This window comes from Halorubrum sp. SP3, assembly GCF_005435195.1.
GTDB classification, from domain to species: Archaea; Halobacteriota; Halobacteria; order Halobacteriales; family Haloferacaceae; genus Halorubrum; species Halorubrum sodomense.
The window spans coordinates 76566-101683 of sequence record NZ_SGTU01000013.1 but is presented as its reverse complement, the minus strand read 5'-3'; the positions used below and the strand labels follow the sequence as shown (position 1 = coordinate 101683).

The window sequence follows — 25118 nt, the reverse complement described above, 5'->3', positions numbered from 1 at the left end:
TCCAAAGCCCCAGCCGCGAGGACTCGCGCGGCTCGCTGCGCTCCTCAGTCGCTCGTTTCACTCGCTCCCTGCGGTGCTTGCGTCGCCGAGCTTCGTCCTCGCGACTGCCCCTTTGAGTCCCGCCCCGCACAGCACAGCGCCTCACACCTCCCCAGCCTCGCCGTTCGCTCCGGGCTCTCTTCGGTCGCCCGTCGCTCACGGCGTCCCTCGCGCGGTGCTGTCGCCGGCGCTTCGCGCCGGCTTCCAGAGGAACCTCCGGTCCCTCGCGGCTCGGCCGCGAGGCGGCCTCGCAGGCACGCACCACCGCGGTTCCTTTATAAAAAGTACGTCAGACTCAGCTTCTCTATTTAAATACTGCCTACGTGGGTCGGCTTTGCGCGTCGCGTTCGATCGCGCTCGCGCTCGCGCTGCGCGCTACGCCGATCCGACGCGGTCGACGAGGTCGCTCGCGGCGGCCGCGGCGCGCTCCTGGACCGCCTCGGCGTCGAGCGTCAGCACCTCGCGGTCGCGCATCAGGACCTCGCCGTCGCAGACCGTGTGGCGCACGTCGCTCCCGCGGGCCGCGTACGCGAGGTGCGAGACCGGGTCGTGGACGGGCGTCAGATGCGGCGCGTCGAGGTCGACGACGGCGAGGTCGGCCGCCGCGCCAGCCTCGATCCGGCCGCCGGGGAGCCCGAGGGCGTCGGCGCCGGCTCTCGTCGCCATCTCCACGGCGGCCGCCGCGGGGACCGCGCTCGCGTCGTCCGCGGCCAGTTTCCCGAGCATCGCGGCGTCGCGCATCTCGTCGAACACGTCGAGGTCGTTGTTCGAGGCCGCCCCGTCGGTGCCGAGCGCGACCGTCACGCCCGCCTCGCGCAGGCGCCGGACCGGCGCCATCCCGCTGGCGAGCTTCATGTTCGAGGCCGGGCAGTGGACGACCGCTGTCCCGGCGTCCCCGAGCCGGTCGATCTCGGAGTCGTCGACGTGAACGCCGTGCGCGAAGAAATCGTCCGGGCCGAGCGCGTCGACCTCGGCGGCGTACGCGATCGGTCGCTCCCCGCGCTCGTCGACGATCGGGTCGACCTCGTCCGTCGTCTCGTTCGCGTGGAGGTGGATCGGGACGCCCGCCTCGCGCGCCTCCGCGACGCCCTCGCGCAGGTACTCCTCCTCGACCGTCGTCAGCGAGTGCGGCATGAACGCGGTACGGATCCGGCCGTCCGCGGCGCCGTCGAGCTCGCGGGCGACCGCGAGGCTCTCCTCGACGTCCGCCCGAGCGTCGGCCTCGTCCTTCCCGACCGTGACGACGCCGTGCCCGAGCCGCGCGCGCAGCCCCGCGCGGTCGACGACGTCGGCGACGCGGTCCATCGCGAAGTACATGTCCGCGAAGGCGGTCGTCCCCGATCGGATCATCTCCAGCGCGCCGAGTTCGGCGCCCGCCTCGACGTCGGCGGGCGTCAGTTCGGCCTCCGCCGGCCAGATGTCCTCCCGGAGCCACGGGTCGAGCGGCTTGTCGTCGGCGTACCCGCGGAGCAGCGTCATCGCGACGTGCGTGTGCGCGTTGACGAGGCCCGGGATCACGATCCCGCCGGCGGCGTCGAGCGTCTCGGCGGCCGCTCCGCCGACCGACTCGTCGACGTCCCCGCCGACCGCCTCGTCGACCTCGTCCGGCGACCCCACGGCCCGGATCGTTCCCTCGTGGCGGTCGACCGCGATGTCCGCCCGCTCGACGCGACCGCCGGGTCGGAGCACTCGACCGCCGGTGACGCGGAGGTGAGTCATAGTTCACCGTGTCTCCCGCCGCACCAAACGCCTTCGGTTCGCCGTTGCTCCTCTCGCCCCGTCCGCCGTCCGAACCTTCTTGCCCGCCCGCGGCCGCGTTCCGCCATGGCAACCGACGCCCAGCAGGCGTGTTTCGAGGCGGGGATCAAGTTCGGCTCGCTGTACCACCAGTTCGCCGGCACGCCCGTCAGCCCGGAGAGTGCGCGGAGCCTAGAGGCCGCGATGGCGGCGGCGATCGAGAACCAACCGTACTGCGAGGCGGTCGACGTGACGGTCCACGACGACCGCGTGGCCGACGCGGTCGACCACGAGAACGGCTACACCGAGCTCACCGGCTCGCTGATGGACGTTCGGATGCGGATCGAGTACGAGGGCGTCACGGTGCGCACGCGGATGGCGATGACTGAGGGATATCCCCTGATGGAACTGGTCGAAGTGGTCGACGACGGGGAGCCGTCGCGTTCCGGCGGCGCCGACCCGTCGCCCGACGGCGACCCGAACGCTTAGTACCGCGACACCCGTACTCCGAGCCGAACGGCGGCCGACACCACCGATTTCCCGCGTTCAGAGACGCACATGGTCGACAGACGCCACGACAGTCAGACGGACCGCACCGGCTTCGACGAGACGAAGAACTACCTCTCGAACGCCCTCGGTCGCGTGGTGCCGCGATCGGTTGCGCGGCGAGCGATAGCGGTGGCCGTCAGCACGGACGCCGCCGAGTACGCGCCCGACGAGCCGGTCGAGATCACCGTCACGATCCGCAACCGCCTCCCGGTTCCCATCGAGGTCCCCACGTCGACGCGCCGCTCGTGGGGATGGGCGGTCGACGGCGTCTTGGAGGCCACCGACGAGCGGCTCTACGTGCGCCCCGAGGAGTCGGCGCTGTCGCTCCGAGCCGGCGAGACGAAGCGGGCGACCGCCACGTGGAACGGTCGGTTCCGCCGCACCGACGGCGACGGGCTCGACCGGTCGGTCCGGGCCGATCCCGGGGAACACACGATCTCGGCGTTTGTGCCGGTTCCCGACGGCGACGAACGCTACGAGGCCGCCACGCAGATACGGATCCGGTAGTCGCCGGAGCCCGACCCGTCGTGGTCGGCGGCCCGGCTCCGTCGAACTTCGAACGCGGTAGCGCGGTCAGTCGTCCGCTTCGGGTCGACCGGGACGCGCCGCGCCGTCCAACGCGGCCTCGTCGACGGCTGCCGCGATCGCCTCGTCGCGACGCAAGTGGCACGCCGCGTAGTGGCGGCCGTCGCTCCGATCGGACTCCACCTCGTACGCGGGGTCCGTGGTCGCGCAGACGCTCTCGTCCGCGAACCGCTCGGTGAGGATCCCCTCCGCGTCGTCCCACTCGTCGCGCTCGATGTGACCGAGCGCCTCGTCGAGCAGGGTGCCCGCGTCGCCGCCCGGTACCGCGCCGTCGAAGTACCGGTTCCGAAGGGCGTCCGGATCGGTCTCCTCGAACGCCCGGCGCTTGACCGCGCGCTGGAACTTCACGACGTTCCGCCAGGTGTCCTCGGGCATGTCGTACGACTCCGGCTGGATCAGCCTCGGGCACCGCGTCCGGAACCGACAGCCGGAGGGCGGATCGATCGGGGAGGGGACGTCGCCGGACAGCAGCTCCTTCCGTCCGCCGCTTCTCGGGTCCGGAACCGGAATGGCGTCGAGCAGCGCCTCCGTGTACGGGTGTTTCGGGTTCTCGAACAGCTCCTCTTTGTCGGCCAGTTCGACGAGGTTCCCGAGGTACATCACCGCCACCCGGTCGGAGATGTGGCGGATGACGCTCAGGTCGTGCGCGATGAACAGGTACGTCAGGTCGAACTCCTCCTGGAGCTCCTCCATCGTGTTGAGCACCTGCGCCTGGATGGACACGTCGAGGGCGCTCACCGGCTCGTCGCAGACGATGAAGTCGGGGTTCACCGACAGCGCCCGCGCGAGGTTCACCCGCTGGCGCTGCCCGCCGGAGAACGCGTGCGGGTATCGGTTGTAGTGTTGCGGGTCGAGTCCGACCTTCTCTAACAGCTCCTTCGCGCGCGCTTCCCGTCCCTCCTCGTCGAGCATCCCGTGAGCCTTCATCGGCTCTTCGACTATCGGCCCGACCTTCATCCGCGGGTCGAGCGACGACTGCGGGTCCTGGAAGATCATCTGCATGTCCTTCCGCTTCCGCCGCAGCGGCTCGCCGGAGAGCGCCGCGAGGTCCTCGCCCTGGAAGTAGACGCTCCCGCTCGTCGGTTCGAGCAGCCGGAGGACGGTTCGCGCGAGCGTCGACTTCCCGCAGCCGGACTCGCCCACGAGCCCGAGGGTCTCGCCCTCCTTGATGTCGAAGCTCACGCCGTCGACGGCGCGGACGTCGGAGGCCGACCGCGAGACGTACGGGAACTCGTCGTCGAGCTGGACGCCGGCGAGCAGCCCGCTCTCGTTGTCGAAGTACTTGCAGAGGTCGCGGACCTGTAACAGCGCCTCGGAGTCCGACTCCGGCGGGCCGACCTCGCTCATTCCGCCTCACCTCCGGTCTCGGTGAGGCCGGCGGAGAACCCGCCGGTGGCCTGCGTCTCGATCGACCGGCTCTCGTCGTACCCCACGTCGAACGCGTCGTGTTTCACGCACGCCGCCGTGTGTACGGGCTCGCCCTCCTCGCTCAGGTCCCGTAGCTCCGGGTGGACTTCGCGGCACACCTCCCGCGCCTCGGGACAGCGCGAGTGGAACCGACAGCCGGCGGGCGGATTGATCGCCTCCGGCATCACCCCCTGGATCGGCCTGAGCTCGTCGACCGTCCTGTCGGGCCGGGGCATCGAGTCGAGCAGCGCCGACGTGTACGGGTGTTTCGTGTCGTAGAACAGGTCGTCCACCTCGGCCTGCTCGATGATCTCGCCGAGGTACATCACGTTGACCCGGTCGCAGATCTCCGCGACGACGCTCATGTCGTGGGTGACCCAGATGAACGACGTGTCGTACTTCTCCTGGAGCTCAGTCACCATCTCGAGGATCTCGCCTTCGACGGTGACGTCGAGCGCGGTCGTCGGCTCGTCGGCGATGATCAGGTCCGGCTCGCAGGCGAGCGCCATCGCGATCAGCACGCGCTGTCGCATCCCGCCGGAGAACTGGTGCGGGTACTCGTCGTACCGCGACTCGGGCGCCGGGATCCCGACCTCTCTGAGCATGTCGATCGCCTCCTCCTTCGCCTCGTCCGCGCCGAGGTCGCGGTTGATCTCGATGAACTCCCGGAGCTGCCCCCCGACGGTGAACACGGGGTTCAACGACTCCATCGGGTCCTGGAAGATGATCGCGATCTCCCGGCCGCGGATCCGCTCGCGCATCTCCGACTCGGAGAGCATCTCGTCGCGGGGGCGCAACTCGCCGGCGTCGTCCTCCTCGAGCCCGAAGATCGTCTCTCCTTTGAACTCGATTTCGCCGCCGACGATCTCGCCGGGGCTGTCGACGAGCCGGAGGATACTGGAGGTCGCGACGGACTTTCCGGCGCCCGACTCTCCGACGAGCCCGACGATCTCTCCCTCGTACACGTCGAAGGAAATCCCGTCGACCGCGCGGACCGTCCCGTCTTCGGTGAAGAACTGTGTCTTGAGATCGCGTACGCTGAGTAGTGGTTCAGTCATATCAGTTGTTTATCCGCGGGTCGAGCGCGTCCTGTAGACCGTCGCCGAGAATGTTGAAGCCGATGACGGTGATCAGAATAGCGATGCCGGGGAAGATACTGAACGTCGGCGCGGGAAGCATGTACGCCCGCGAGGCCGACAGCATCTGTCCCCACGACGGCGTCGGCGGCTGTGCGCCGAACCCGAGGAACGAGAGGCCGGCCACGATGAGGATGCTCACCCCGACCTGAAGCGTCGCCTGGACCAGCACCGGCGCGAAGCTGTTCGGGATGATATGCTGGAAGATGATGTTTCTGTCTTTCACCCCGGCGGCCCGCGCGGCCTCGATGTAGTCCTCCTCGCGGATGGAGACGACGCGAGACCGGATGAGTCGGTTGAACACGGGGACGGCCGTGATCCCGACGCCGATCATCGCGAACGTGAGGTTCCGCCCGAACGCGGTCATGAACGCGATGACCAAGACGAGGAACGGAATCGCGTAGATCGTCTCCGTCACCCGCTGGAGCACGTCGTCGATCCAGCCGCCGTAGTAGCCGGAGACCGCGCCGATGACGGTGCCGCCGCCGAGGCCGATCGCGGTTGCGAGGAACCCGACCGTCATCGCGATCCGCGTCCCGTAGATGGTCCGGGAGAGCAGGTCTCGACCCCGGTGGTCGGTGCCCAGCGGGTGTTCGATCACGCCCTCACCGAACTGGTTCTCCATGCCGACAGGGGGGAGCAGCCGCCGGACCTGCTCCGGGTCGGCCTCGGGGTTGTACAGTACCGCTTCCGCGATCGCGTAATTGAGGACGTAGTAGTCGAACGCCGCGAAGATCGCGACCAGGGTCATGAACCCGACGATATATGACCCGACCCGCGCCGTCGTGTCCTGTCGGACCTGTTTCAGCGTGTATCGAAGCCCGACGCGGGCCTCGACCTCGTCGGGCCCGCCGCCGCTCTCGTCGCCGCCGTTCGGGGTGTCGTCGTCCGAAGTTGCGCTGTTGGTCGACATTACTCGTCACCGTAGGTAACTCGCGGATCGAGGTAGCCGTACATGATGTCCGTGATGATCACGCCGATCACGTAGACGAACCCGAACACGAGCGTCGTCCCCATGATCAGCTGGTAGTCCTGGTTTTGAATCGCCGTGATGATCAGTCTCCCCATCCCCTGGATTCCGAAGACGGTCTCCGTGAGGACGGCGCCGCCGAGCGCGGTCGACAGCCCGAGGCCGATGATGGTGATCACCGGGAGCTGCGCGACCTGGAACGCGTGCTTGCGGACGATCGTCGACTCGGGCACGCCGTACGCCCGGGCGAGCTTCACGTACTCGCCCTGGAGCGAGTCGACCATCGACGAGCGCTCGATCCGCGTGATCTGTGCCATCTGGAGCGTCCCGAGCCCGATCATCGGCAAGAAGAGGTGGTGTGCCGACTGGCGGATCACCTCGATCTGCGTCGCCGCCCCGCGAACGTCCGTCGGATCCGCCCACGGCAGGACGAGTCCGCGTGCGGGGAACCACCCGAGGTAGAACGCGAAGACGATGATCAACACCAACCCGATCCAGAACGACGGGGTGGAGACGCCGATCAGCGAGATGATCCGGGAGATGTGGTCCGCCGGCTCGTTCCGCCGCTTGGCCGAGATGACGCCGAGCGGAATCGCGGTGACGATCGCGAACGCGAACGCGGACAGCATGAGCAGCAGCGTCACCGGCAGCCGGAGCATGATCATCTCGAGGACGGGGCGGTCGTAGTAGATGCTGAGCCCGAGATCGCCCGTCGCGACGCTGGTGAGGTACGAGAGGTACCGCTGGTACAGCGGCCGGTCGAGGCCGTACTGGGCCCGGATCGCCTCCACCTGTTCCTGTCCCGGCGTCGGCCCCAGCATGATTTCGACCGGATCGCCGGGGATCTGGTTCGCCAGGAAAAACGTTATCGTCACGATACCTATCAGTACGGGTATCGCCTGTGCGAATCGTCTGAGTGTGTACCGAAGTAAACTCACTGTCGTGGATTCCTCGTTGTTTCGGTTCGGTTTTTGCCGTCGCTTATCCGTTTCGTTCCCGCCGGCCCATCAAGACGGTGACCGCGGAGGGCCGCCGAACGCGTCGACCGGCTCCCGACGGGCTCGCGTTCGGAACGCGCGCGGCCGTCTCCGCGTCGCGGTCCGTCGTTTTCGAGCGTCGTTCCGTCGTTCTCGCGCCGCGACCGTTCGATAGAACGCGAGCCGACGGCGTTCTATCCCGTCGCCGGGTTATCGGGACACCGTGACGTCGGTCATCTGGAGCTCCGTCGAGATCGGGTGCGCTTCGAAGCCCTCCACGACGTTGCGGACGCCGTAGGAGTTGTTCAGGTTGTACGCCGGGAGGTGGACGCGACCTTCGAGCAGCGTCGTCGTCGCGTCGATGTAGAGCTGCCGACGCTCCTCGCGGTCGGCGGACTCGCGGGCCTGCGTCAGCTTCTGGGAGGCCTCGTCGTACTCGTGGAACGTCCCGTTGGTGACGCCGTTCGTCTCCTGGCTCAGCAGGTTGTACGCGAACGTGTCCGGGTCCGGGCTACCCGACCAACCGAGCGTGTACATGTTGTAGTCCTCCTCGTTGCCGGTGAGGTACGCGTCGAGGAACGTCCCCCAGTCGAGGCGCTGGACCTGGACGTTTTCGAAGCCGGCGTTCTGGAGCCCGTCGCCGATCGAGATACCGATCTGCTCGCGCTTGTTGTCCGGCGGCACGATGATCCGCCAGTCGTAGTCCATCGGGACTCCGGCCTCCTCGAACAGCGCCTGCGCCTCCTCGAGGTTCTGATCGTGGGGGATACTCGACCACTCGTCGACGGGGAAGTTCCACTCCTCGCTGATCGAGGAGGGGTACGGGCTGTACTGCCGCACGCCGGCCGGCGTGACGAAGCTCTCGACCGCCTGGTCCATCGAGACGCAGTAGTCGACCGCCTCCCGAACGAGCGGGTCGGACGTCGGCCCTTCGGCGCAGTTGAACGCGAGGTAGAAGTATCCGACGCCGGGCTCCTCGGTGATGCTGGCGCTCTGGTTGCTCTGGACCGTCTCGTACAGCTGCGGGGGGATGCTCTCGATGATGTCGACGTTCCCCGTCTCCAGTTCGGTGACCCGCGTCGTCTGCTCCACGATCGGCTGGAACTCGATCCCGCCGAGCTCCGGGAGGCTCTCGCTGTCCCAGTAGTCGTCCCACCGCTCCAGCGTCGCGAAGTTCTCGGGCTCCCACTCGACGAGCTGGAACGGCCCCGAGGTGACCGGGTCCTGGTTGTACGCGTCGACGTCCTCCTGACGTACGGAGGCGTTGACGACGTTCCGCGCCATGGCGATCGTGAACGCGCCGTACGGATACTTGAGATCGAACTGCGCGGTGGTCTCGTCGATCGCCTCCGCGGTGTCGATCATGTTCACCTCGGAGGCGTTCGCGGTCTCTTCTTCGATCGGCGCCATCATCGTGTGGACGACGTCTTCCGCGGTGACCGGATCGCCGTTCTGGAACTCGGCGTCCTCGCGGATCGGGACGATGTACCGCGTCCCGTCGCGCTCGACCGTCGGCATGTCCGCGGCGATCTTCGGCTCCAGGTTGACGCCGTCGCCGTACTCGTAGAGGCCGTCGAATATCCGCCCGGCGATCTGCGCGGACGGCACGTCGTTCATGATGACCGGGTCCATGTCGAGCGGGCCCTTCGCTTGCGCGAAGTACAGCGTCGAGGGGGTTCCGCCGTCGCCGCCGCCGCCGTCGGAGCCGTTGCCGCCGCTGGAACCGTTGCCGCCGCCGGAGCCGTTGCCGTCCCCGCCGCCGGTACACCCGGCGAGCAGGAGGGAGGTGCCGGCCGCCCCGCCGGCGAGGACCTTTCGTCGCGAAATGCGTTGTGTGGGTTGTCGACGCATACAGGCAACTCTTGTTTTCACTAAATAAGCTTTTGGGTCGGCGTGTCCGTACGGTTGGATCTGTTCGCTGTGTGCCCTCTTCTCAGTACGAATCCGCGCTACTACCGCCGAATCGGCGGAAACACTCGAATACGCCGGCGCTCGACGGTGGAACGGCATTCTCGCACGCGAGGGTGACAGCGACGTCTCGCGTCTCTCCCGGGAACCGTCTCGCGTCTCTCCCGGGGACCGTCTCGCATCTCCGTTCGAGAGCTGCCACGGCGCGGTCGCCCCCGGCGTCACTCGACCGGAGCTAGCGATCGGCGGGCGACGCTCCGCCTCCGGCCTCTCCGACGTCCGTCACGGTCCCGACCCCCTTGCTCGATCCCTCGCGGAAGACGAAGCGCTGCCCCGCTTCGATCAGGTACGGTCGGAACTTGAACCGGACGCGCGCGTCGCCCGTGTCCCCCGGGAGCAGCCGCCCGTCCTCCGGGAAGAACGCGGCCGCCTCGGAGACGGTCTCGAGGTGGACCACCGGTTCGTACCCCTCCTGGATCCGAGTCGGGTGGTTGAGCACCATCACCTCGGCGTCGAACTCGCGGACCGGATTCGGCTCGCTGTCGCGGGGCACCAAGGCCATCCCCCGCTCGATCTCCGCCTCGTCGACGTCCTTCAGCGCGATGCCGACGATCCGCCCGGCGGTCGCCCTGTCCACCCGGTGGTAGTGCATCTCGATCGACCGGGCCTCCACCTCGCGGAAGGACCCGTCGGGCATGGGGCCGAGCAGGAGTTCGTCGCCCGTCTCGACGGTCCCCGAGTTCACCGTGCCGGACGCGACCGCGCCCACGCCCGTCACCTTGTAGCTGCGGTCGACGTACATCCGGAACGTCTCGCGGTCCGGCGTCGCGCGCTTCGGCAGGCGCTCGAACAGGCGGTCCAGCGTCTCGATCCCCGCCTTCGTCACCGCGCTGGTCCGCAACAGGGGGACGACGCCGTCCCCGACCTCCGCGACCGCGGTGTCGACGCCGTGCCGGTCGACCAGGAGCGGGGTCTGTCCGGCGTCGCGGAGCATCGACTCCACGTCGCGCTCGACCGCCGCGAGCCGGTCGTCGCTCACGGCGTCCGCCTTCGTGATCGCGACGATGGTCGGCAGCTCCGTCGCCAGGAGGATCCCGAGGTGTTCCCGGGTCGTCGTCGTCGGCCCGTCGTCGGCGGCGACGACGAGGAGCCCGTAGTCGAGCTTCTGCCCGACGAGCCCGCGGATCGTCGTCCGGAGCCACGGCTCGTGACCGACGGTGTCGACGAACGAGACGAGCCGGTCGGCCGTCTCGACGACCCCGGCGCGGTCGGATTTCCGGTGCGGGTTGTCCATCCGAACCGGTTCGTCCGCGTCGTCCGCGAATCCGTACACCGCGTACGAGAGGTCGGCCGAGAGGCCGCGCTCGACCTCGTGGGGCTGGACGTCGAGGAAGCCGCGCGTGCCGCCCTGCCCGTCGTCGGCGCGGCCGGTGACCAGCGTCCCCACCAGCGTCGACTTCCCGTGGTCGACGTGGCCCGCGGTGCCGACAACGAGGTGGTCCTCGTCGGCCTCGAACACGCCGCCGTCGCGGAGCGTCGCGAGCCCGACGAGCCCGGCCTCGTCGGCGTCGCCGCCGGAGCCGGCGCTCCACGTCTCGACGTCCGCGATATGGGCGTCTGCCTCGTCTGCCAGCAGCGAGAGCACGTCCATCGTCTCGGAGAAGGCGTCGGGGGAGACGCCGGCCAACCCCCCGTCGTCGGTGACGCCGAGGACGTAGGTCGCCTCGCCGTCGCCGGAGAGGACGCGGTGGCGGAGCTGGGCCACGAGCGACTCCATGCGCCCGTCGGCCAGGTGGACCTCGCGGGTCAGTCGCTCCTTGAACTCGATGGCGCCGCCGTCCCGCTCGCCGCGCTCGATGGCCCGCCGGAGGGCGGACCGGTCCGCGCTCATGTCCCTTCATAGGCGACAGCCGGGCTTAACGGTTTTCGTGGTACGTGACCCCACGACTCGTGATCGCTCGCGGCTCCTCGGGAGCGCTCCGGCGGACTATTTAATCGGGCGCCGCGAACAACGCCGGTATGGACACCTCGGTCCCCAGCGTCGCCGAACGCCGCGTCCACGTGGTCCCGCTCGGCTACGAGCGCGACCGCATCGTCGAGCCCCTCCGTCGCCACGGCGCCGACGTCGCGTACCTGCTCGTCGACGCCCCCGACCGCGACGGGGCCCGCGGCGACGTGGACTTCGAGGCGGCCGGCGCCGCCGACCCCGCAGACACCCGAATCGATCCCGGCGGGCTCACCGACTACCAGCGCGAGGCGTGGACGACCGCCGCCGAGTTCGCCGCGGTCCGACCGATCCCCGTCGCGCTCGCGGACGTGTACGACGTGCTCGGCGTGACGACCACGGTCGCCGCCCGTCACCGGGCGAGCGCCGAGGACGGCGACCGCCTCTTCGGGAACGTCTCGACCGGGCCGCGGATCGCCGCGGTCGGCGTCGCGCTGGCCTGTATGATCGTCGGCGCGCGCCCGTACAGCGTCGAGCCAGAGCGCCACCGCCACGACCGGCGCGAGGAACCGCTCACCGAGGGCGTCGAGCGCACCGTCGACCTGCCCATCTACCCGATGGACGCGCCCACGACCGACCAGGTCGCCGTCCTCGGTCGGCTTCACGAACGCTCCGAGGAGAACCGCACCACCGACAAGTGGAACCTGATCGAGTGGGCGCGCGAGGGCGACCTCTCTTTCCTCCGCGAGGCGGGCGAGAGCCGGACGGCGAAGTACCGCGCGCTGGAGACGCACGTGCTCTCGCCGCTGCGCGAGCGCGGCTACGTCGAACTGGAGGACATCGGACGCTCCGACACCGTCCGGCTCACGGAGACCGGCCGCCGGGTCTTCTTCGCGTTCAAGCACAAGATTGCCGAGTAGGGGGCTTCGCTCGATCGCCGAGCGGTGAGCGGTCGACACGCGAATCGCGATCCGTCCGATTCGAACGTGTTGTTCGGTCCGTCCGTACTGTCGACGGCTAACGTAGAACTATCCCCCGCACCTCGATTCAGGTGCGTGACGCCCGCCGGGCGGTCGGGGCGCCCTCCCTGCCCTCCACACCGCCTGTCCGCTATCAGATCCCGGTCGCCGCGGCCCCCTCTCGCGGCGATCGGTCCCCGCTGACGCCGCCGCGCCCGCCCGACGGATCGTCACGAAACGACGGGGCCGCCGTCGTTTTCTCCCCCTTCTGACGCCGACCCACAGCCTTAGCACGTCGCCGGCGCAGTACCGAGACGAGGCGATGAATCCCGTCGAGAAACACCAGTCGATGCTCGTCCTCACCGCCGTCGCGGTCGGCCTCGCCGCCGGCCAGATCGACCGCGTCGCCCCCGTCGCCGACCGGCTCATCGTCCCGTTCCTGATGGTGATGCTGTTCGCCGCGTTCGTCGGGATCCCCCTCTCTCGGCTGCGGGAAGCGTTCGGCAACCGCCGCGTCGTCGGGTCGAGCCTGCTGGTCAACTTCGTCTGGAGCCCTCTGCTCGCCGTGGGGCTCGGTGCCCTCTTCCTCCGGAACCAGCCCGCGCTCTGGGTCGGACTCATCATGCTCCTCGTGACGCCGTGTACGGACTGGTACCTCGTGTTCACCGACGTCGCCGACGGCGACGTACCGCTTGCCGCCTCCGTGTTGCCGTACAACCTCGTCCTCCAACTGGTGTTGCTGCCGGTGTACCTCTACGCGTTCGCCGGGACGCTCGTCGACCTGCCGCTCGCGCTGCTCGCCGAGAGCGTCCTCCTCGTGCTGGTCGTTCCCCTCACCGTCGGCGCCTTCGCCCGGTGGGGACTCACCCGCACGAAGGGCGAGACGTGGCTCCGAGACCGGTTCCTGCCCCGGATGGGCCCGGTCCAGGTCGGCTTCCTCGCGCTGGCCATCGGGGCGATGTTCGCGTCGCAGGGAGACGTGATCGTCGAGAACCCGCGGCTGCTTGCGCTGATGGCGATCCCCGTCGCGCTGTTCTACGCGATCAACCTCGCGGTCGGGTTCCTCGTCGGGCGCTCGCTCTCCTTCTCGTACGGCGAACTGGTCTGTTTCAATAACACGATCCTCTCGCGGAACTCCCCGACCGCGCTCGCAATCGCCGTCGTCGCGTTCCCGAACGAGCCGCTGATCCCGCTCGCGCTCGTCATCGGGCCGCTGCTGGAGCTCCCGCTGTTGGGGGTCATCGCACAGGGACACCTCGCGGTGAGAGAGCGGTGGACGGCTCGCCTCGACGAGCCGTCGACCGACCGGTAGCGCCGCGATTCCGCGCCGCCCGCTCACTCCTCCGTCAGGTCGACGTACGTCCGGCGGACGGTCACCGGCGTCACGTCGGCGGCGTCGGCCGCCTCCTGTTGGGTACACTCGGCGCCCAGTTCGCGGGCCGCGGTGTAGAGGCAGGCGGCGGCGACCCCGACCGGGTTGCGGCCGTTCGCGATCCCCTCCTCGACGGCGCGCTCGGCCAGCTCGCCCGCCCGGCGCTCGACGGCCGGGTCGCAGTCGAGGTCGCTGGCGAACCGCGGGAGGTACTCCGCGGGGCCGCTCGGCGCGATCGGCAGGCCGAGCTCGCGGTTCATCGCGTCGAAGGCGGCCCGGTGTTCGGCCTCGGTCGCCTTCGCCTCGGCGCACACCTCGCCGACGGTGCGGGCCACGTCGGCGGTGCGGCAGGCGACGTAGACGCAGGCCGCGGCGAACCCCTCCAGCGAGCGCCCGCGGAGCAGGCTCTCCTCCTGCGCGGAGTCGAACAGCGCGCAGGCGGCGTCGCGGACGCTGTCGGGAAGCCCCATGACGCCGGTGAGCCGCCGGATCTCGGTGTACGCGTACACCTTGTTTCGGTCGCGCTTCGTCGAGATCTGCGCGCGGTTGTGCTGGGTCCGCATCCGGGCGAGCCGCCGGCGCTTGCGCCCCTTCACCTTCGTCGAGCGGCCGATCTCCGTCGAGAGACCGCGGTCGTGCCGCGAGCGCGTCAGGGGCGCGCCGGTGCGCTTCGGGTCCGCGTCGTCGTCGTCGAACGACCGCCACTCCGGGCCGTGGTCGATCCGGTCGGCGTCGACGACGAGGCCGCAGTCGGTACAGACGCGCTCCGAGCTATCGACCCGCGTGCGGCCGCCGCACTCCGGACACGTCTCGCGGTCGGTCTCGGCCCGACCGGCCTCTGTCGCGTCCGCGGCTGCGGCGCGGTCGGCGGTCGCGGCGCGGTCGGCGGTCGCGACGTCGTCGGTCTCGGTCCGGGGCGAACGGGTTCGGGTCGAACGTGCCTCACTCATCACACGTCGAACTCCGGCCCGATGCCTTACTTAAACCCGGGTGAATCGGGGGTCGATCGCCCCGATCGCGGCGCTCGAACCGACCGATTATCGGTCGGTGATCCGGCGTTCGACCTCGCCGCAGTACGGTGGTTTTAACCATCCGTGCGAACCACCGGATCGCATGACGCTGTCGGAGATCGCGGCCGGGGTCGAGGTGACCTCGCGTCAGCGCGATCGCGGGGTCGCCCTCGCGGACGACACGGAGACGCCGCTCGTCGATCGCCTGTCGGCCCACGCGGAGTCGCTCCCGTGTACGCCCGAAGCGACCGCCACCCTCGTCGACGCCTACACGGCCGGCCGGACCGTCGGCGACGCGGCGCGGGAGGCGGGCGTCACCCCGATGACGGCCGCGAAGACGCTCCACCGGTGCGGCGTCGCGGGGGTCTGCCCGCTCTCACCGACCGGTCGCGGCGTCGTCCGCGACTGGCTCGCGGGCCGGACCTCGCGCAGCGAGGCCGTCGAACTCACCGGCGGCGACGAGGCCGACTTCGCGCTGGCCACGTACGTCGAGACGCACGACCCCGTCGACCCCGTCGCGGAGGCGGTCGACGCGCAGGTCGCCGGGTCGGCACCGCTCAGGGACGGACCGGGAGACGGCGGCCCTCTCGGCGACGCGCTCGGCTCCACCGACGGGTTTCGTTGAGTTCCGGTACCACTTCGGACGCGGCTCCCGAGCCGCGAGCCGCGCTCTCAGGGCGTGACCCGATCGACGAGTCCCGGGTCCGGGAACTCCACGCCGAGCGACGTGTCGAACGCCGCCTCGTAGGCGGCCGCGATCGCCCGCGCGTACGCGTCGTCCCCCTTCGCCGCGGTCGGTGCGGCCGCCACCTCGGGATCGGTGGCCGGAACGCGGACGGCCCCGGAACCGCCGCCGTCCGTGTCGTCGCGGTCGACGGCGTCGCCCGACCCCGCGGTTCCGGGTCGATCGACCGCGAGCGTCGAGTCGAGGCTCCCGCCCACGTCGGCGATCCGCCCCCGGAGCCGCTGGGCCGCGTCGTGTCCGTGGACCGTGGCCGGTCGGACCGCGACCGCGCGGTCGACGCTCGTCGCGGCCGCGACCGCCTCGTTCGACCCGGCCGGCGCCGCGTCGACGACCACCGCGTCGTACGTCGTCGCTGCCTCGTCGATCCGGCCCGCTAACTTCCGAGCGGCCTCCGCCGTCTTCGCCCGGGCGACGCGCTCGAAGGGCGCCCGAGCCGGCACCCCGTCGACGCGTCCCGGGAGGTCCGGGTCGCCGTTCACGTCCCGTTCGCCGCCCGCCCCGGCGGATCCGGAACGCCGGGCGGCGTCGCCCGCCCCGATGAGGGGGTACGCCGCCGCCGAGAGCGCCGCGTCCGGGTCGTCGGTGAGGAGCGCGGTGAGGTCCGGCTCGACCCGCCCGGCCACGTACTCGGAGAGCCCCTGCGTCGTGAACGCGGCGTCGACGACGGCGACGCGCCGCCCGTCGCGCGCGCCCATCGCCGCCAACTCGACCGCGGTCCGCGTCGTTCCCACGCCGCCGGCCGCTCCGATCAACGCGAGCGTCGTCGCCTGCATGTTCCCGCGTCGCCGGAGCCGGTTCTTAAAAAGACCGAAGCGGAACGGCGGGCGGGGTACGCGGCTCCGTCGCGTTCCTACCCGTCTATCGCGGCCGCGACCTCGTCGGCGACGGCGTCGAGCTCGTCGTCGGAGAGGTCCGGCCGCTCGCCCGCCACCGCGTGGATCGGCGCGCCGCCGTCGCCCTCGAAACGCGGGACGACGTGGACGTGGACGTGCGGGACCTCCTGGCCGGCCGCCGCGCCGTCGTTGACGCCGACGTTGGCGCCGTCGGCGTCGACCGCCGCCTGAATCCGCGGCGTGAGCGACGCGACCGCGTCGAACAACTCGCTCGCGAGGTCGGCGTCGAGGTCGCCGACGTGCCGTGCGTGCGACTTCGGGATCACGAGCGTGTGCCCGCGCGCGAGCGGGTTCGCGTCTAGGAACGCCAGTACCGAGTCGGTCTCGTACACGGTCCGCGCCGGGATCTCGCCGGCGGCGATCGAACAGAAGACGCAGTCGTCGGACATACCCGAGCGATCGCTCGGGCGTCCCATCAAGGTTTCCCGGGGTACGGTTCGGTCGCTCGTCGGAGCGCCGCCCGGAGCCCCGCGGCGATCGCCCCGATCCGCGCCGCCAACGGACCTATATCCGCCGCGCCGAAACGGGCGGTATGGACGACCGGTTCGAGCGCGTCATCCGCCGGCAGCTCCGGAAGGCGGGCAAGCAGTTCGAGGAGGCCAGACGCGCCTACGCCGAGGGTCGCGACGACCCCGACGGCGACGCGGCCGCCCGGTTCGACCTCCCGACCGACGACTCCGGGGCGGCCCGCGTCGTCTGCCGACGCCACGCGGAGCGCCGGACCATTCCGGTCGACGCCGAGGGGCGCCCCGCCTGCTTCGAGTCGGGCCACCCCGACTGCGAGGGGTGCGCCGAGGACGTCCGCGACGGCGTCGTCGAGACGTGGTGACCGCCGGAACCCGCGGCGAGGGACGCGCGCGATAGCCCCGGCCCCACCCGAACAGGTCTGTGCTCCGGGGCTCCGGTGAGGCGCATGAAACGGGTCGCCGTCGTGCTCGCCCTCCTCGTCGTCGCCGGTCTCGGCCTCGCCCTCTCCGGCTTCCTCGCCGACTTCGCGGCGCTCGGGACGGCTGTCTCGCCCGCCCTCATCGTCCACCGCGTGGCGCTCCTCGCCGCGCTCGGCGTCGTCGCCACCGGGCGCGCGGCCGCGGATCGGCCGGTCGCCGTCGCCGGACTGCTGGCGTGGGCCGTCGGGCTCGCGCTCCCGCTGGCGGACGTGATCTGAGAGCTCCGGGGACGGCGCGCGTTCGCTCCGTCGAACCGCGGTTCGACGACCGTAGCACAGAAGAGATATACAGCGCGACTGAAAACGGGGAGAAACGAGCGAATGACCCGACCGATCAGTCGACGGACGGCGCTCGCCGGGCTCGGCCTCGCGGCCGCCAGCGCCGGCTGTCTCGGGCGGGCGGAGAACATCGCCGGCCGCGACCCCCACTCGCAGCTGACCCTCGAGATCAACACCACGCCCGCCGACGACGACCCGAGCGGGATCCGGATCGCGAGACAGCTCGAAGAACACCTGACCGCGGTCGGTATCGACGTCCAACTCAACGCCGTCGGACAGACCGAGCTCTGGCGCAAGGTACTGATAAACCAGGACTTCGACATCTACGTCGGGCAGTTCGTGGAGACTGAACCCTTCGACCCGGACGCGCTGTACGGCCTGACGCACTCGAAGTTCATCGCGGAGTCCGGCTGGCAGAACCCCTTCGGATTCACGGAGATATCGGTCGACGACCTCTTGGAACGACAGCGCCGGGTCACCGGCACCGAGCGATCGGACGTCGTCGGCTCGCTTCAGGAGACGCTGTGCCGGCTCCAGCCCTTCTCCGTCGTCGCGTTCCCCGACGCGCTCACCGCCGTCCGAGAGGACCGGTTCGACGGGTGGACGGAGGACCGCCAGCCGCTCTCCGTCGCCGGGCTCCTCGAACTCGACGCCGTCGCCTCTGACGGCGACTCCGGGACCGTCGCCTCTGACGGCGACTCCGGGACTGTCTCCTCCGACGACGACTCCGGGACCACCGGTTCGGCCGACGGCAGCGCGACGACGGCCGCCGCGGGCACCGGATCCGAGGGCGAAGACGTCCTCCGGCTCGTGACGACCGACGACCGCATCACGGAGAACTGGAACCCGATCGCCGCGGAGTACCGGAAGCACGGGACGTTCACCGGACTGCTGTACGATCCCCTCGTCCGCGCGGACGGCGAGGCGGTCATCCCGTGGTTGGCGGCCGACTGGGAGCGGATCGACCACGACACCCTCGACGTCTCGCTCCGCGACGCGCGGTGGCACGACGGCGAGCCCGTGACGGCGAGCGATGTCGCGTTCACCTACCGGTTCCTCCGGGACACGTCGCTGGGAAACGTCGAGACCCCGGTGCCGACCCCTCGCTTCCGCGGCCGGAGTTCCATCGTCGAAGACGAGCGGGTCCTCGACGACGCGACGGTGCGGCTCACCGTGGCCGATGTCAACGAGACGGTCGCCGCCCGCGCGCTCCAGGTACCGATCCTCCCGGAACACGTCTGGTCCGCCAGGACAGACGCGGCGACGATCGCCGGCTTCGAGCTCGACTTCGAGACGACCGAGGCGGTGGTCTCGAACAACCCCGACCCGGTCGGGAGCGGCCCGCTGCGCTTCGTCGCGGCGACCGCCGGGGAATCGGTCGTCTTCGAGCGGAACCCCGACCACTTCCTCGTGCGGCCGGCGCCCGAAACCGACCCGGAGGCGTCCGGAGAGACGGGATTCGGAGCGGCGACGGACCCCAGGGCGGGGATCCCGTCCCAGTACCACGGCAAGCCCGCCTTCGATCGGCTCCGGATCGAGGTGTTGCCCTCGGACATCTCGGCCGTCGAGTCGGTCGCCGACGGCGTCGCGGACGCGACCGCCGCGAACCTCGGTCCGGCGTCGGTCCCTCGGATCGGACGCTCGCCGGACACCCGGCTCGTGAGCGGTCGGTCGGCGGCGTTCTATCACGTCGGCTACAACGTGCGACGGAGCCCGCTGTCGAACCCCCGATTCCGGGCGGTGATCGCGCGGCTGATCGACAAGTCCGCGGTCGTCGACGACGCCTTCGACGGGTACGCACGGGCGGCGGCGTCTCCGCTCGCGGCGACGCCGGACGCGGTCCCGGCGTCGCTGGCGTGGACCGACGGGACCGACCCCGTTTACCCGTTCTTCGACGACGAGGGCTCGCTCGACGTCGCGGCCGCCCGGGAGGCGTTTCGAGACGCCGGATACCGGTTCGACGATGAAGGCCGGCTGCTCTCGCGGGGGCAATGACGCCGTTCCTGTCGCTGCTCGCGTCGATCGTGGCGTGGGTCGGGACGATGCTGGCGGTCGCGAGCGTCGCGGTGATCGGTCCGGCTCGGCTCCGAGACGCGTGGACCGGGCTCCGAGCGCGCCTGTGGGACGCCCGACGGGCCGCCGGGACCCTGTGTGCGGTGCTGCTCGCCAGCGCGATCGGTCGGAGCTCGCTACAGGCGGTCTCGGAGCTGTTCGGTCTCCAGGCGACGGCGCTCATCTACGGGCTGGAGGGCGGGTTCGTCGCGTGGGTCCAGTCGACGTTCGCTACCCCCGTGTTGACCGCGTACTTCTCGTGGGTGTACGTGTACGGCTACGCGTTCCTGCTCGCGTTCCCGGTGGTCGCGTACCTCGCGCTCCCCCGGACGACGACGCTCAGGCGCGTCCTCGTCGCGTACGCGCTCAACTACGCGATCGGACTGGCGCTGTACACGGCGGTGTTCGCCTACGGGCCGCGGAACGTGATGCCCGACATGGTGACGCCGCTGCTTTTCACCAACCGACCCGACGTGATGCTGCTCGCGAGCGAGGTGAACGTGAACACGAACGTCTTCCCGTCGCTCCACACTTCGCTTTCGGTCACCGTCGGGACGTTCGCGGTGCTGACCCGCGAGGAGTACCCGCGGTGGACGCCGGTCGCGGTGTGGCTCTCGCTGTCGGTCGTCGTCGCGACGATGTACCTCGGAATCCACTGGCTCACCGACGTCGTCGCCGGCTTCGCGCTCGCGTTCGGCTGCGTCGCGCTCGCGCACCGGCTGATCGACCCGCGGAACGACGCCGTCGAACCGAGCGGCGACGCGAGCGGGGAGCGTCCCGGGTCCGAGGCCGGCGCGGACGCCTGACCGAGCGTCCGCGTTCCGTCGCGATCAGACGCCCTCGACGAGCCGTTCGAGCTGTTCCGGCGGGACCGCCCCCCGGGCGGCGTGGCCGTCGTACGCGAACGTCGGAACGCCGGTGACGCCCTGTCGCCGCGCGGCGTCGAACATGTCGGTCACGCGCTCCCGGAGGTCGTCGTCGCCGAGCGCGTCGTCGACGACCTCGGGGTCGAGCCCGTCGGTGTCGGCCGCGATGTCGGCGAGCACGTCGCGGTCGCCGATGTCGCGACCCTCCAGCCACAGCGCGTCGAAGACGGCCTCGTCGAACGCGAGCCACGCGTCCGGCGCGGTCTCGCGCACGCGGACCGACACGACCTGCGCGGGCAGCGAGTCCACGTCGGTCGCCAGCTCGAGCGCCATCTCGTCGGCGCCGTACTCCTCCTGGAGCCGGCGGACGTTCTCGCGGGCCTGCTCGTAGTACTCCTCGTCTTTCCCGGTGTCGGCATCGTGGTCGATCTCGCCGTCGGGGCCGCGCTGTCCGGCGCGGAGGTCGAACGGGTGCCAGTCGATCGCGAGCGGCTCCTCGCGCGTCTCCTGGTAGTTCCCGAGCGACCGCCGACCGAGGTAGCAGAACGGACAGACGTAGTCGGAGTAGACGGTGATCGCCTCGGCCTCGTCGGCGCCGGTCGCGGCGTCGGAGTCGGTTGCCATATCCCCGCTACGCCGCGGAGCCGAAAAGGTCGTTCGGCGGCGGCAGGCGGCCGGCGCCCGTGCGAGTCGCGGTCGACCGCTGTCGCGACGGGCGGGGCTCGCGACGGTCGCGCTCGCTCGAACAGCGACCCACCGCGAACCATTACCAATTAATACTACTAGATTATATCATTCCGCATGTCCGAGTACGACCCGGTCGATCCGCCGGTCGCGCTGACGATCGCCGGCAGCGACAGCGGCGGGGGAGCGGGGATCCAGGCGGACCTGGCCGCGATGGCCGCGCACGGCGTCTTCGGCACGTCGGTCGTGACGGCGACGACCGCCCAGCACACTCGCGGCGTCGAGGACGTCCACCCGCTCCCGGCCGATCACGTCGCGACCCAGTACGCGGCGGTCGACGGCGACTTCGAGGTCGCGGCGATCAAGACGGGGATGTTGGCGACCGCGGACATCGTTGAGACGGTGACGGAGTCGGTCTCGGGCGCCGACGCGCCGCTCGTCGTCGACCCCGTGATGGTCGCGGCGACCGGCGACCGACTGCTCTCGCCGGCCGCCGAGGACGCCTACGAGGCCCTGATCGCGGCCGCGACGCTCGTCACGCCGAACGCCGACGAGGCGGCGGTGCTGACCGACGAGCCGGTCGAGACCCCGGCCGACGCCGAGGCCGCTGGGCGGGAGCTGGTCGCGCTCGGTGCGGACGCGGCGCTGGTGAAGGGCGGCCACCTCGACGGCGGATCGGTCGACGAGGGCGTCGTCGTCGACACGCTCGTTCGCGCAGGGGGTGCGGGAGGGGGCGAGACCGCCCCGACCGTCGACCGCTTCGAGACGCCCCGGATCGACACCGAGGCGACGCACGGCTCCGGCTGCGCGTTATCGAGCGCGATCGCGGCGCGGCTGGCGCGGGGCGAGCCGCTCCGCGAGGCGGTCGCCGCCGCGGTCGAGGGGATGACCGAGGCGGTCCGGCGCGGCTACGACGTGGGCGAGGGGCCGGGCGCGGTCAACCCGACGGCGTCTGGCGGGGAGTGACGGAGACCGGTCGGGACGGCCGTCCGTCTCCGACCGCTATCGAGGCGGACGCCGCCCGAGTTCCGACGGCCCGTCTCGGTCAGTAGTTCGCGCCCGAATCGAGAGGTCCCAAGCGACCGGGACGAGACGGAGTTCGATCCGTGACGTTTCGATACGAAGACATTTCACGGACGACCCGAACAACGTTGCCATGGAGAGACGACGATTTCTGCGCGGAATCGGAGGCTGTCTCGCCGCCGTATCCCTCGCCGGCTGTACGGGCGCGTTCGCGGACGGTGATCGGTCTTCCGACTACCCGGGCGGAACACTCGTGATAACGAATACGGGCGACGGCCCCGTGCCGGTCTCGATACGTACGAAACTGGACGAGTACGACGCCTCGCTCGATACCGTCGTCGCCGGCGGAGAGACGGTCGTCCGTCGAGAGTTCGTCAGCGCCCGACGGGGCGACATCGTCTCCCTCGAAGCGCTCCTCGGTGAAACCGGGGAACGACTCAGCTTTCAGTTCCTTCCCGAAGGCAGCGGCGACAGCCCGCCCGAGGTCGCCGAGCTCACGTTCGAGAACGCCGTCGAGGCGAGCGCGAGTTGGACCGCCACGGGCGGGACGTAGCCGGGTCCGACTCAGTACGACCTCGTCGCTACTGCGACCATGCGCGGCATCGACTCACTCGACCCGTGATCTCGCGGAGGACTCGGCACTGCGATCGTACGCCGCCCGAACGCTTCGTCGCCGAGTACGCGAAACGAGCGATATTCACTCACCGAACGCTCCCTCCCGCGTTCAGAGCCCAGCGGCTCTCTGTCTCTGCTCCCTTCCGAGCGTCTCGGGGTCCCACGGGCGAGCCGTCCGTCGAGCGTCTTGAACGCAAGACGCCGATTATAAGTCTCGACGAGCTCATCGGTGCGTATGGCCCCCGAACTGTCACGACGGAAGACCCTCCACCTCTCCGGCGCAGCGGTTCTCACCGGACTCGCTGGTTGTAGCGCCCTCAGTTCCGGCGCCCGGCCACAGATCGCTTCGTCGCTCGGAACGACCGCCTATACGCCAATCATCGATCAGCAGCCAACGCCTGACGGAGGTGTCCCCGCGGTCTGGGGGATGATCCTCGCGCATCCGGACGCCGCGCGCAAACTCATCGACTGGGGAGCGCTCACCCCGGCAGACGACGACAGCGCCCCCGGAACGGCGTTCCGAACGTTCGACCCGGGTAAGCAGTTCATGTCGGTCATCGTCGGCGTCCTCCCGACGGGTGCGGGGCTCATGGACTACCACGAGAAGGGCGGGAATCCCGTCGAAGACATCGTTGACGACTTCACCGACCGGTCCGTCTATCAGAACGGGCGGCTCCGATACGACGTCACCTCGTACCAAGCCTTCCCGCCGGACCCGGACACCCCCGAGTACCATTACGACTACTCGTTCACCCTCTGGCGTCTGAACGGTGCCGACCGACCGACCGAGATCACCGTTGATTATCACGACGCCTGAGCCGATCCGGTCGTTCCGCTGACTGCCGTCTCGCGTTGCCGGTCAATCGGTAGGGACGGTCCGTCGACCGGTTCAGAGTCGATTGGAGAGACCACCTCGAAGGCGTTCTGTCGACTGAACCCTCCGTGTTCAGCACCCGATCCCCCTGTCTCCAAGGCGTTCGACGGCACCGAATACCCGACGGCGGATCAGCGAAGTACACCGACGCTGCCGTCGGTCCGTTACAGGTACGCGAGCGGGACCATCAGCGCGACGCCGAGCGCGACGCCGCCGACGAGGACCCGCCTGCCGCCGTGCGGGAGGTCTGCGCCCGTTTCGAGCGCCTCGGGGACGAACTCCGTGAGGACGAGATAGATCATCGCGCCCGCCGCGAAGCCGAAGCCGTACGGGAGGAACGCGCGGGCGTACCGCACGAACGCGAACGCGACGACGGCTCCCACCGGCTGCGGGAGACTGGAGAAGACGGCCCACCACACCATCTTCCACTTCGAGACGCCCATCGACCGCAGCGGGATCGAGATGGCCGTCCCCTCGGGGACGTTGTGGATCGAGATGGCGACGGTCATGAACACGGCGAGTAGCGGGACCGCGAAGCCGAACAGCGCGGTGCCGCCCTCCAAGCCGAGGTCCGCGAAGGAGACGCCGACGGCGATCCCCTCCGGGAAACTGTGGACCGTCAGCACGCCGAGGATCAAAATCAGCTTCTTGAAGTCGGCCTCCTCGTACTCCCGCGGGTCGATCTCGGCGTCCATCAGCACCTCGTGCGCGAGGACGACGAGGACGACGCCAGCGAGCATCCCGACGCCGATCTCGACCGGCGTCCCCTCCGCGAGTCCCTCCCGGACGAGGCCGAACAGCGACGCGGAGAGCATGATCCCCGACGCGAACCCCCAGAGCGCCACGTTCCCGCGGTCGCTGATCGTCTCGAAGAAGAAGAACGGTACCGCCCCGATCCCGGTCGCGAGCGCCGTGATCAGCCCGGCGACGAAGACGAACCCGACTGCGTCGAGGGCGACCATTCGTCGCCTGATCGTACGCCGGTACCGCTCATAACTCCGGCGGGCGCGGTCACCGGCTGAGAACGCCGTCCCGACCCCGCCGTTTACGAGTTCACCCGAGCATCCGAACGAGGCTGGCGAGGAACACGAGGAGCAGCACCGCGACGAGCAGCAACAGCGCGGTGAGTTTCGCTCCGGGGCCGGGCCAACGCCCGTCGGACCGTGCGCCGTCCCTCCCGGAATGTTCCCGCGGCCGTCTCGGCAAGGTCACGTTCACGCTCCGTGGCCGGACCGCGACGGATCCGGGGGATGAGGAACCGCGACCGCATCGATATCGTTCGCGTCGGGCGCGGTCGAACCCCCGACGGTCGCGTTCCCCGCCGGAGCCGACTCGTTCGTCAGCGTCTCCTCACTCGGCGGGCTCGACTGTTCCCGCGTCGGATCGGTCGGCGCAGAGTCGTTTTCGTCCGTCTCGGTGTCGTTCGTCGCCGGCGCCGAGTCGTTTTCGTCCGTCGGAGCCGAGTCGTTCTGTTTCGGGGGCGGTACCGTAGCGTTCTGTTTCGGGGGCGGTACCGTAGCGTTCTGTTTCGGGGGCGGTACCGTAGC

At 70.0% G+C, this 25118-nt stretch carries 24 protein-coding genes; 12 read left to right on the top strand and 12 right to left on the bottom strand.

Annotated features, from left to right (window positions below):
• Window positions 1-414: 414 nt before the first annotated feature.
• Entirely contained in the window at window positions 415-1758 is a 1344-nt protein-coding gene (locus tag EXE42_RS11240) for an amidohydrolase (protein ID WP_092920536.1), read from the bottom strand.
• A gap of 105 nt (window positions 1759-1863) precedes the next feature.
• On the opposite strand from EXE42_RS11240, the gene EXE42_RS11235 reads away from it, so the two are divergent.
• A complete protein-coding gene (locus tag EXE42_RS11235) occupies window positions 1864-2265 on the top strand; it encodes a dihydroneopterin aldolase family protein (protein WP_092920537.1) in 402 nt (133 codons plus the stop codon).
• Window positions 2266-2334: 69 nt separating this feature from the next.
• Window positions 2335-2832: a hypothetical protein gene (locus EXE42_RS11230; protein WP_092920538.1), complete on the top strand. Its 498-nt coding sequence runs from the start codon at window positions 2335-2337 to the stop codon at window positions 2830-2832.
• A 66-nt stretch (window positions 2833-2898) separates the two neighbouring features.
• Here EXE42_RS11230 and EXE42_RS11225 read toward each other — a convergent pair whose 3' ends face one another.
• The 6 genes from EXE42_RS11225 to EXE42_RS11200 all read right to left on the bottom strand — a co-directional run bounded on the left by EXE42_RS11225 (window position 2899) and on the right by EXE42_RS11200 (window position 11199).
• Window positions 2899-4257 (bottom strand): ABC transporter ATP-binding protein, encoded by a 1359-nt coding sequence (locus tag EXE42_RS11225; RefSeq protein ID WP_092920539.1) that lies wholly within the window; start codon window positions 4255-4257, stop codon window positions 2899-2901.
• Window positions 4254-5375, bottom strand: a complete 1122-nt coding sequence (locus EXE42_RS11220; protein ID WP_092920540.1) for an ABC transporter ATP-binding protein — start codon at window positions 5373-5375, stop codon at window positions 4254-4256. The genes EXE42_RS11225 and EXE42_RS11220 overlap by 4 nt, the downstream gene beginning before the upstream one ends.
• Window position 5376: 1 nt before the next feature.
• A complete protein-coding gene (locus tag EXE42_RS11215; RefSeq protein ID WP_092920541.1) occupies window positions 5377-6366 on the bottom strand; it encodes an ABC transporter permease in 990 nt (329 codons plus the stop codon).
• Entirely contained in the window at window positions 6366-7361 is a 996-nt protein-coding gene (locus EXE42_RS11210; protein WP_255510254.1) for an ABC transporter permease, read from the bottom strand. The genes EXE42_RS11215 and EXE42_RS11210 overlap by 1 nt, the downstream gene beginning before the upstream one ends.
• Before the next feature lie 249 nt (window positions 7362-7610).
• On the bottom strand, window positions 7611-9251 hold the full coding sequence (locus tag EXE42_RS11205) for an ABC transporter substrate-binding protein (protein ID WP_092920543.1): 1641 nt from the start codon (window positions 9249-9251) through the stop codon (window positions 7611-7613).
• Between the two features lie 292 nt (window positions 9252-9543).
• Window positions 9544-11199, bottom strand: a complete 1656-nt coding sequence (locus EXE42_RS11200) for a GTPBP1 family GTP-binding protein (RefSeq protein WP_137706537.1) — start codon at window positions 11197-11199, stop codon at window positions 9544-9546.
• Window positions 11200-11327: 128 nt separating this feature from the next.
• Here EXE42_RS11200 and EXE42_RS11195 point away from each other — a divergent pair, with 128 nt between their 5' ends.
• Both EXE42_RS11195 and EXE42_RS11190 read left to right on the top strand, forming a co-directional pair.
• Window positions 11328-12173 (top strand): DUF6293 family protein, encoded by an 846-nt coding sequence (locus EXE42_RS11195; RefSeq protein WP_137706536.1) that lies wholly within the window; start codon window positions 11328-11330, stop codon window positions 12171-12173.
• Window positions 12174-12534: 361 nt separating this feature from the next.
• Entirely contained in the window at window positions 12535-13524 is a 990-nt protein-coding gene (locus EXE42_RS11190; protein WP_092920546.1) for an arsenic resistance protein, read from the top strand.
• A gap of 23 nt (window positions 13525-13547) precedes the next feature.
• Here the strand turns inward: EXE42_RS11190 and EXE42_RS11185 are convergent, their stop codons facing one another.
• Window positions 13548-14534, bottom strand: coding sequence for a transcription initiation factor IIB family protein (locus EXE42_RS11185; RefSeq protein WP_137706535.1), 987 nt, complete (start codon window positions 14532-14534; stop codon window positions 13548-13550).
• Between the two features lie 163 nt (window positions 14535-14697).
• Between EXE42_RS11185 and EXE42_RS11180 the strand changes: the two genes are divergently transcribed.
• The gene (locus EXE42_RS11180; RefSeq protein ID WP_137706534.1) at window positions 14698-15219 is read left to right on the top strand and encodes a hypothetical protein; all 522 of its coding nucleotides are present in this window, start codon (window positions 14698-14700) and stop codon (window positions 15217-15219) included.
• Between the two features lie 47 nt (window positions 15220-15266).
• On the opposite strand, the gene EXE42_RS11175 is transcribed toward EXE42_RS11180, so the two are convergent.
• Together EXE42_RS11175 and EXE42_RS11170 are read right to left on the bottom strand one after the other, a co-directional pair.
• A complete protein-coding gene (locus EXE42_RS11175) occupies window positions 15267-16112 on the bottom strand; it encodes a CpsD/CapB family tyrosine-protein kinase (RefSeq protein WP_137706533.1) in 846 nt (281 codons plus the stop codon).
• Between the two features lie 77 nt (window positions 16113-16189).
• On the bottom strand, window positions 16190-16621 hold the full coding sequence (locus EXE42_RS11170) for an HIT family protein (protein WP_137693672.1): 432 nt from the start codon (window positions 16619-16621) through the stop codon (window positions 16190-16192).
• A 143-nt stretch (window positions 16622-16764) separates the two neighbouring features.
• Between EXE42_RS11170 and EXE42_RS11165 the strand changes: the two genes are divergently transcribed.
• From EXE42_RS11165 to EXE42_RS11150, 4 genes are all read left to right on the top strand, one after another.
• Window positions 16765-17061: a hypothetical protein gene (locus EXE42_RS11165; protein WP_092920551.1), complete on the top strand. Its 297-nt coding sequence runs from the start codon at window positions 16765-16767 to the stop codon at window positions 17059-17061.
• Between the two features lie 84 nt (window positions 17062-17145).
• Window positions 17146-17397, top strand: a complete 252-nt coding sequence (locus EXE42_RS11160) for a hypothetical protein (protein ID WP_275938234.1) — start codon at window positions 17146-17148, stop codon at window positions 17395-17397.
• A 102-nt stretch (window positions 17398-17499) separates the two neighbouring features.
• Window positions 17500-19452, top strand: a complete 1953-nt coding sequence (locus tag EXE42_RS11155; RefSeq protein ID WP_137706532.1) for an ABC transporter substrate-binding protein — start codon at window positions 17500-17502, stop codon at window positions 19450-19452.
• Window positions 19449-20315 carry a phosphatase PAP2 family protein gene (locus tag EXE42_RS11150; protein ID WP_137706531.1) on the top strand — a complete coding sequence of 289 codons (867 nt, stop codon included), beginning with the start codon at window positions 19449-19451 and terminating at the stop codon, window positions 20313-20315. The genes EXE42_RS11155 and EXE42_RS11150 overlap by 4 nt, the downstream gene beginning before the upstream one ends.
• A 24-nt stretch (window positions 20316-20339) precedes the next feature.
• Here the strand turns inward: EXE42_RS11150 and EXE42_RS11145 are convergent, their stop codons facing one another.
• Window positions 20340-20999, bottom strand: a complete 660-nt coding sequence (locus EXE42_RS11145) for a DsbA family protein (RefSeq protein WP_137706530.1) — start codon at window positions 20997-20999, stop codon at window positions 20340-20342.
• Between the two features lie 177 nt (window positions 21000-21176).
• Between EXE42_RS11145 and thiD the strand changes: the two genes are divergently transcribed.
• The 3 genes from thiD (at window position 21177) to EXE42_RS11130 (ending at window position 23514) form a co-directional block, all read left to right on the top strand.
• On the top strand, window positions 21177-22025 hold the full coding sequence (thiD, locus tag EXE42_RS11140; protein WP_137706529.1) for a bifunctional hydroxymethylpyrimidine kinase/phosphomethylpyrimidine kinase: 849 nt from the start codon (window positions 21177-21179) through the stop codon (window positions 22023-22025).
• A gap of 310 nt (window positions 22026-22335) precedes the next feature.
• The gene (locus EXE42_RS11135) at window positions 22336-22635 is read left to right on the top strand and encodes a hypothetical protein (protein WP_137693676.1); all 300 of its coding nucleotides are present in this window, start codon (window positions 22336-22338) and stop codon (window positions 22633-22635) included.
• 297 nt (window positions 22636-22932) lie between these two features.
• Window positions 22933-23514, top strand: a complete 582-nt coding sequence (locus tag EXE42_RS11130) for a hypothetical protein (RefSeq protein WP_137717963.1) — start codon at window positions 22933-22935, stop codon at window positions 23512-23514.
• 221 nt (window positions 23515-23735) lie between these two features.
• Here the strand turns inward: EXE42_RS11130 and EXE42_RS11125 are convergent, their stop codons facing one another.
• On the bottom strand, window positions 23736-24533 hold the full coding sequence (locus tag EXE42_RS11125) for a ZIP family metal transporter (RefSeq protein ID WP_092920558.1): 798 nt from the start codon (window positions 24531-24533) through the stop codon (window positions 23736-23738).
• Between the last annotated feature and the right edge of the window lie 585 nt (window positions 24534-25118).

Excerpts from the sequence above, each read along its gene's own strand:
- EXE42_RS11155 (WP_137706532.1), top strand. The coding sequence starts at position 17,500 with ATGACCCGACCGATCAGTCGACGGACGGCGCTCGCCGGGCTCGGCCTC.
- EXE42_RS11200 (WP_137706537.1), bottom strand. The coding sequence starts at position 11,199 with ATGAGCGCGGACCGGTCCGCCCTCCGGCGGGCCATCGAGCGCGGCGAG.
- EXE42_RS11160 (WP_275938234.1), top strand. The coding sequence starts at position 17,146 with ATGAAACGGGTCGCCGTCGTGCTCGCCCTCCTCGTCGTCGCCGGTCTC.
- EXE42_RS11150 (WP_137706531.1), top strand. The coding sequence starts at position 19,449 with ATGACGCCGTTCCTGTCGCTGCTCGCGTCGATCGTGGCGTGGGTCGGG.
- EXE42_RS11125 (WP_092920558.1), bottom strand. The coding sequence starts at position 24,533 with ATGGTCGCCCTCGACGCAGTCGGGTTCGTCTTCGTCGCCGGGCTGATC.
- EXE42_RS11195 (WP_137706536.1), top strand. The coding sequence starts at position 11,328 with ATGGACACCTCGGTCCCCAGCGTCGCCGAACGCCGCGTCCACGTGGTC.
- EXE42_RS11225 (WP_092920539.1), bottom strand. The coding sequence starts at position 4,257 with ATGAGCGAGGTCGGCCCGCCGGAGTCGGACTCCGAGGCGCTGTTACAG.
- EXE42_RS11190 (WP_092920546.1), top strand. The coding sequence starts at position 12,535 with ATGAATCCCGTCGAGAAACACCAGTCGATGCTCGTCCTCACCGCCGTC.
- EXE42_RS11185 (WP_137706535.1), bottom strand. The coding sequence starts at position 14,534 with ATGAGTGAGGCACGTTCGACCCGAACCCGTTCGCCCCGGACCGAGACC.
- EXE42_RS11230 (WP_092920538.1), top strand. The coding sequence starts at position 2,335 with ATGGTCGACAGACGCCACGACAGTCAGACGGACCGCACCGGCTTCGAC.
- EXE42_RS11235 (WP_092920537.1), top strand. The coding sequence starts at position 1,864 with ATGGCAACCGACGCCCAGCAGGCGTGTTTCGAGGCGGGGATCAAGTTC.
- EXE42_RS11175 (WP_137706533.1), bottom strand. The coding sequence starts at position 16,112 with ATGCAGGCGACGACGCTCGCGTTGATCGGAGCGGCCGGCGGCGTGGGA.
- EXE42_RS11180 (WP_137706534.1), top strand. The coding sequence starts at position 14,698 with ATGACGCTGTCGGAGATCGCGGCCGGGGTCGAGGTGACCTCGCGTCAG.
- EXE42_RS11205 (WP_092920543.1), bottom strand. The coding sequence starts at position 9,251 with ATGCGTCGACAACCCACACAACGCATTTCGCGACGAAAGGTCCTCGCC.
- EXE42_RS11220 (WP_092920540.1), bottom strand. The coding sequence starts at position 5,375 with ATGACTGAACCACTACTCAGCGTACGCGATCTCAAGACACAGTTCTTC.
- EXE42_RS11240 (WP_092920536.1), bottom strand. The coding sequence starts at position 1,758 with ATGACTCACCTCCGCGTCACCGGCGGTCGAGTGCTCCGACCCGGCGGT.
- EXE42_RS11165 (WP_092920551.1), top strand. The coding sequence starts at position 16,765 with ATGGACGACCGGTTCGAGCGCGTCATCCGCCGGCAGCTCCGGAAGGCG.
- EXE42_RS11215 (WP_092920541.1), bottom strand. The coding sequence starts at position 6,366 with ATGTCGACCAACAGCGCAACTTCGGACGACGACACCCCGAACGGCGGC.
- EXE42_RS11170 (WP_137693672.1), bottom strand. The coding sequence starts at position 16,621 with ATGTCCGACGACTGCGTCTTCTGTTCGATCGCCGCCGGCGAGATCCCG.
- EXE42_RS11145 (WP_137706530.1), bottom strand. The coding sequence starts at position 20,999 with ATGGCAACCGACTCCGACGCCGCGACCGGCGCCGACGAGGCCGAGGCG.
- EXE42_RS11130 (WP_137717963.1), top strand. The coding sequence starts at position 22,933 with ATGGCCCCCGAACTGTCACGACGGAAGACCCTCCACCTCTCCGGCGCA.
- thiD (WP_137706529.1), top strand. The coding sequence starts at position 21,177 with ATGTCCGAGTACGACCCGGTCGATCCGCCGGTCGCGCTGACGATCGCC.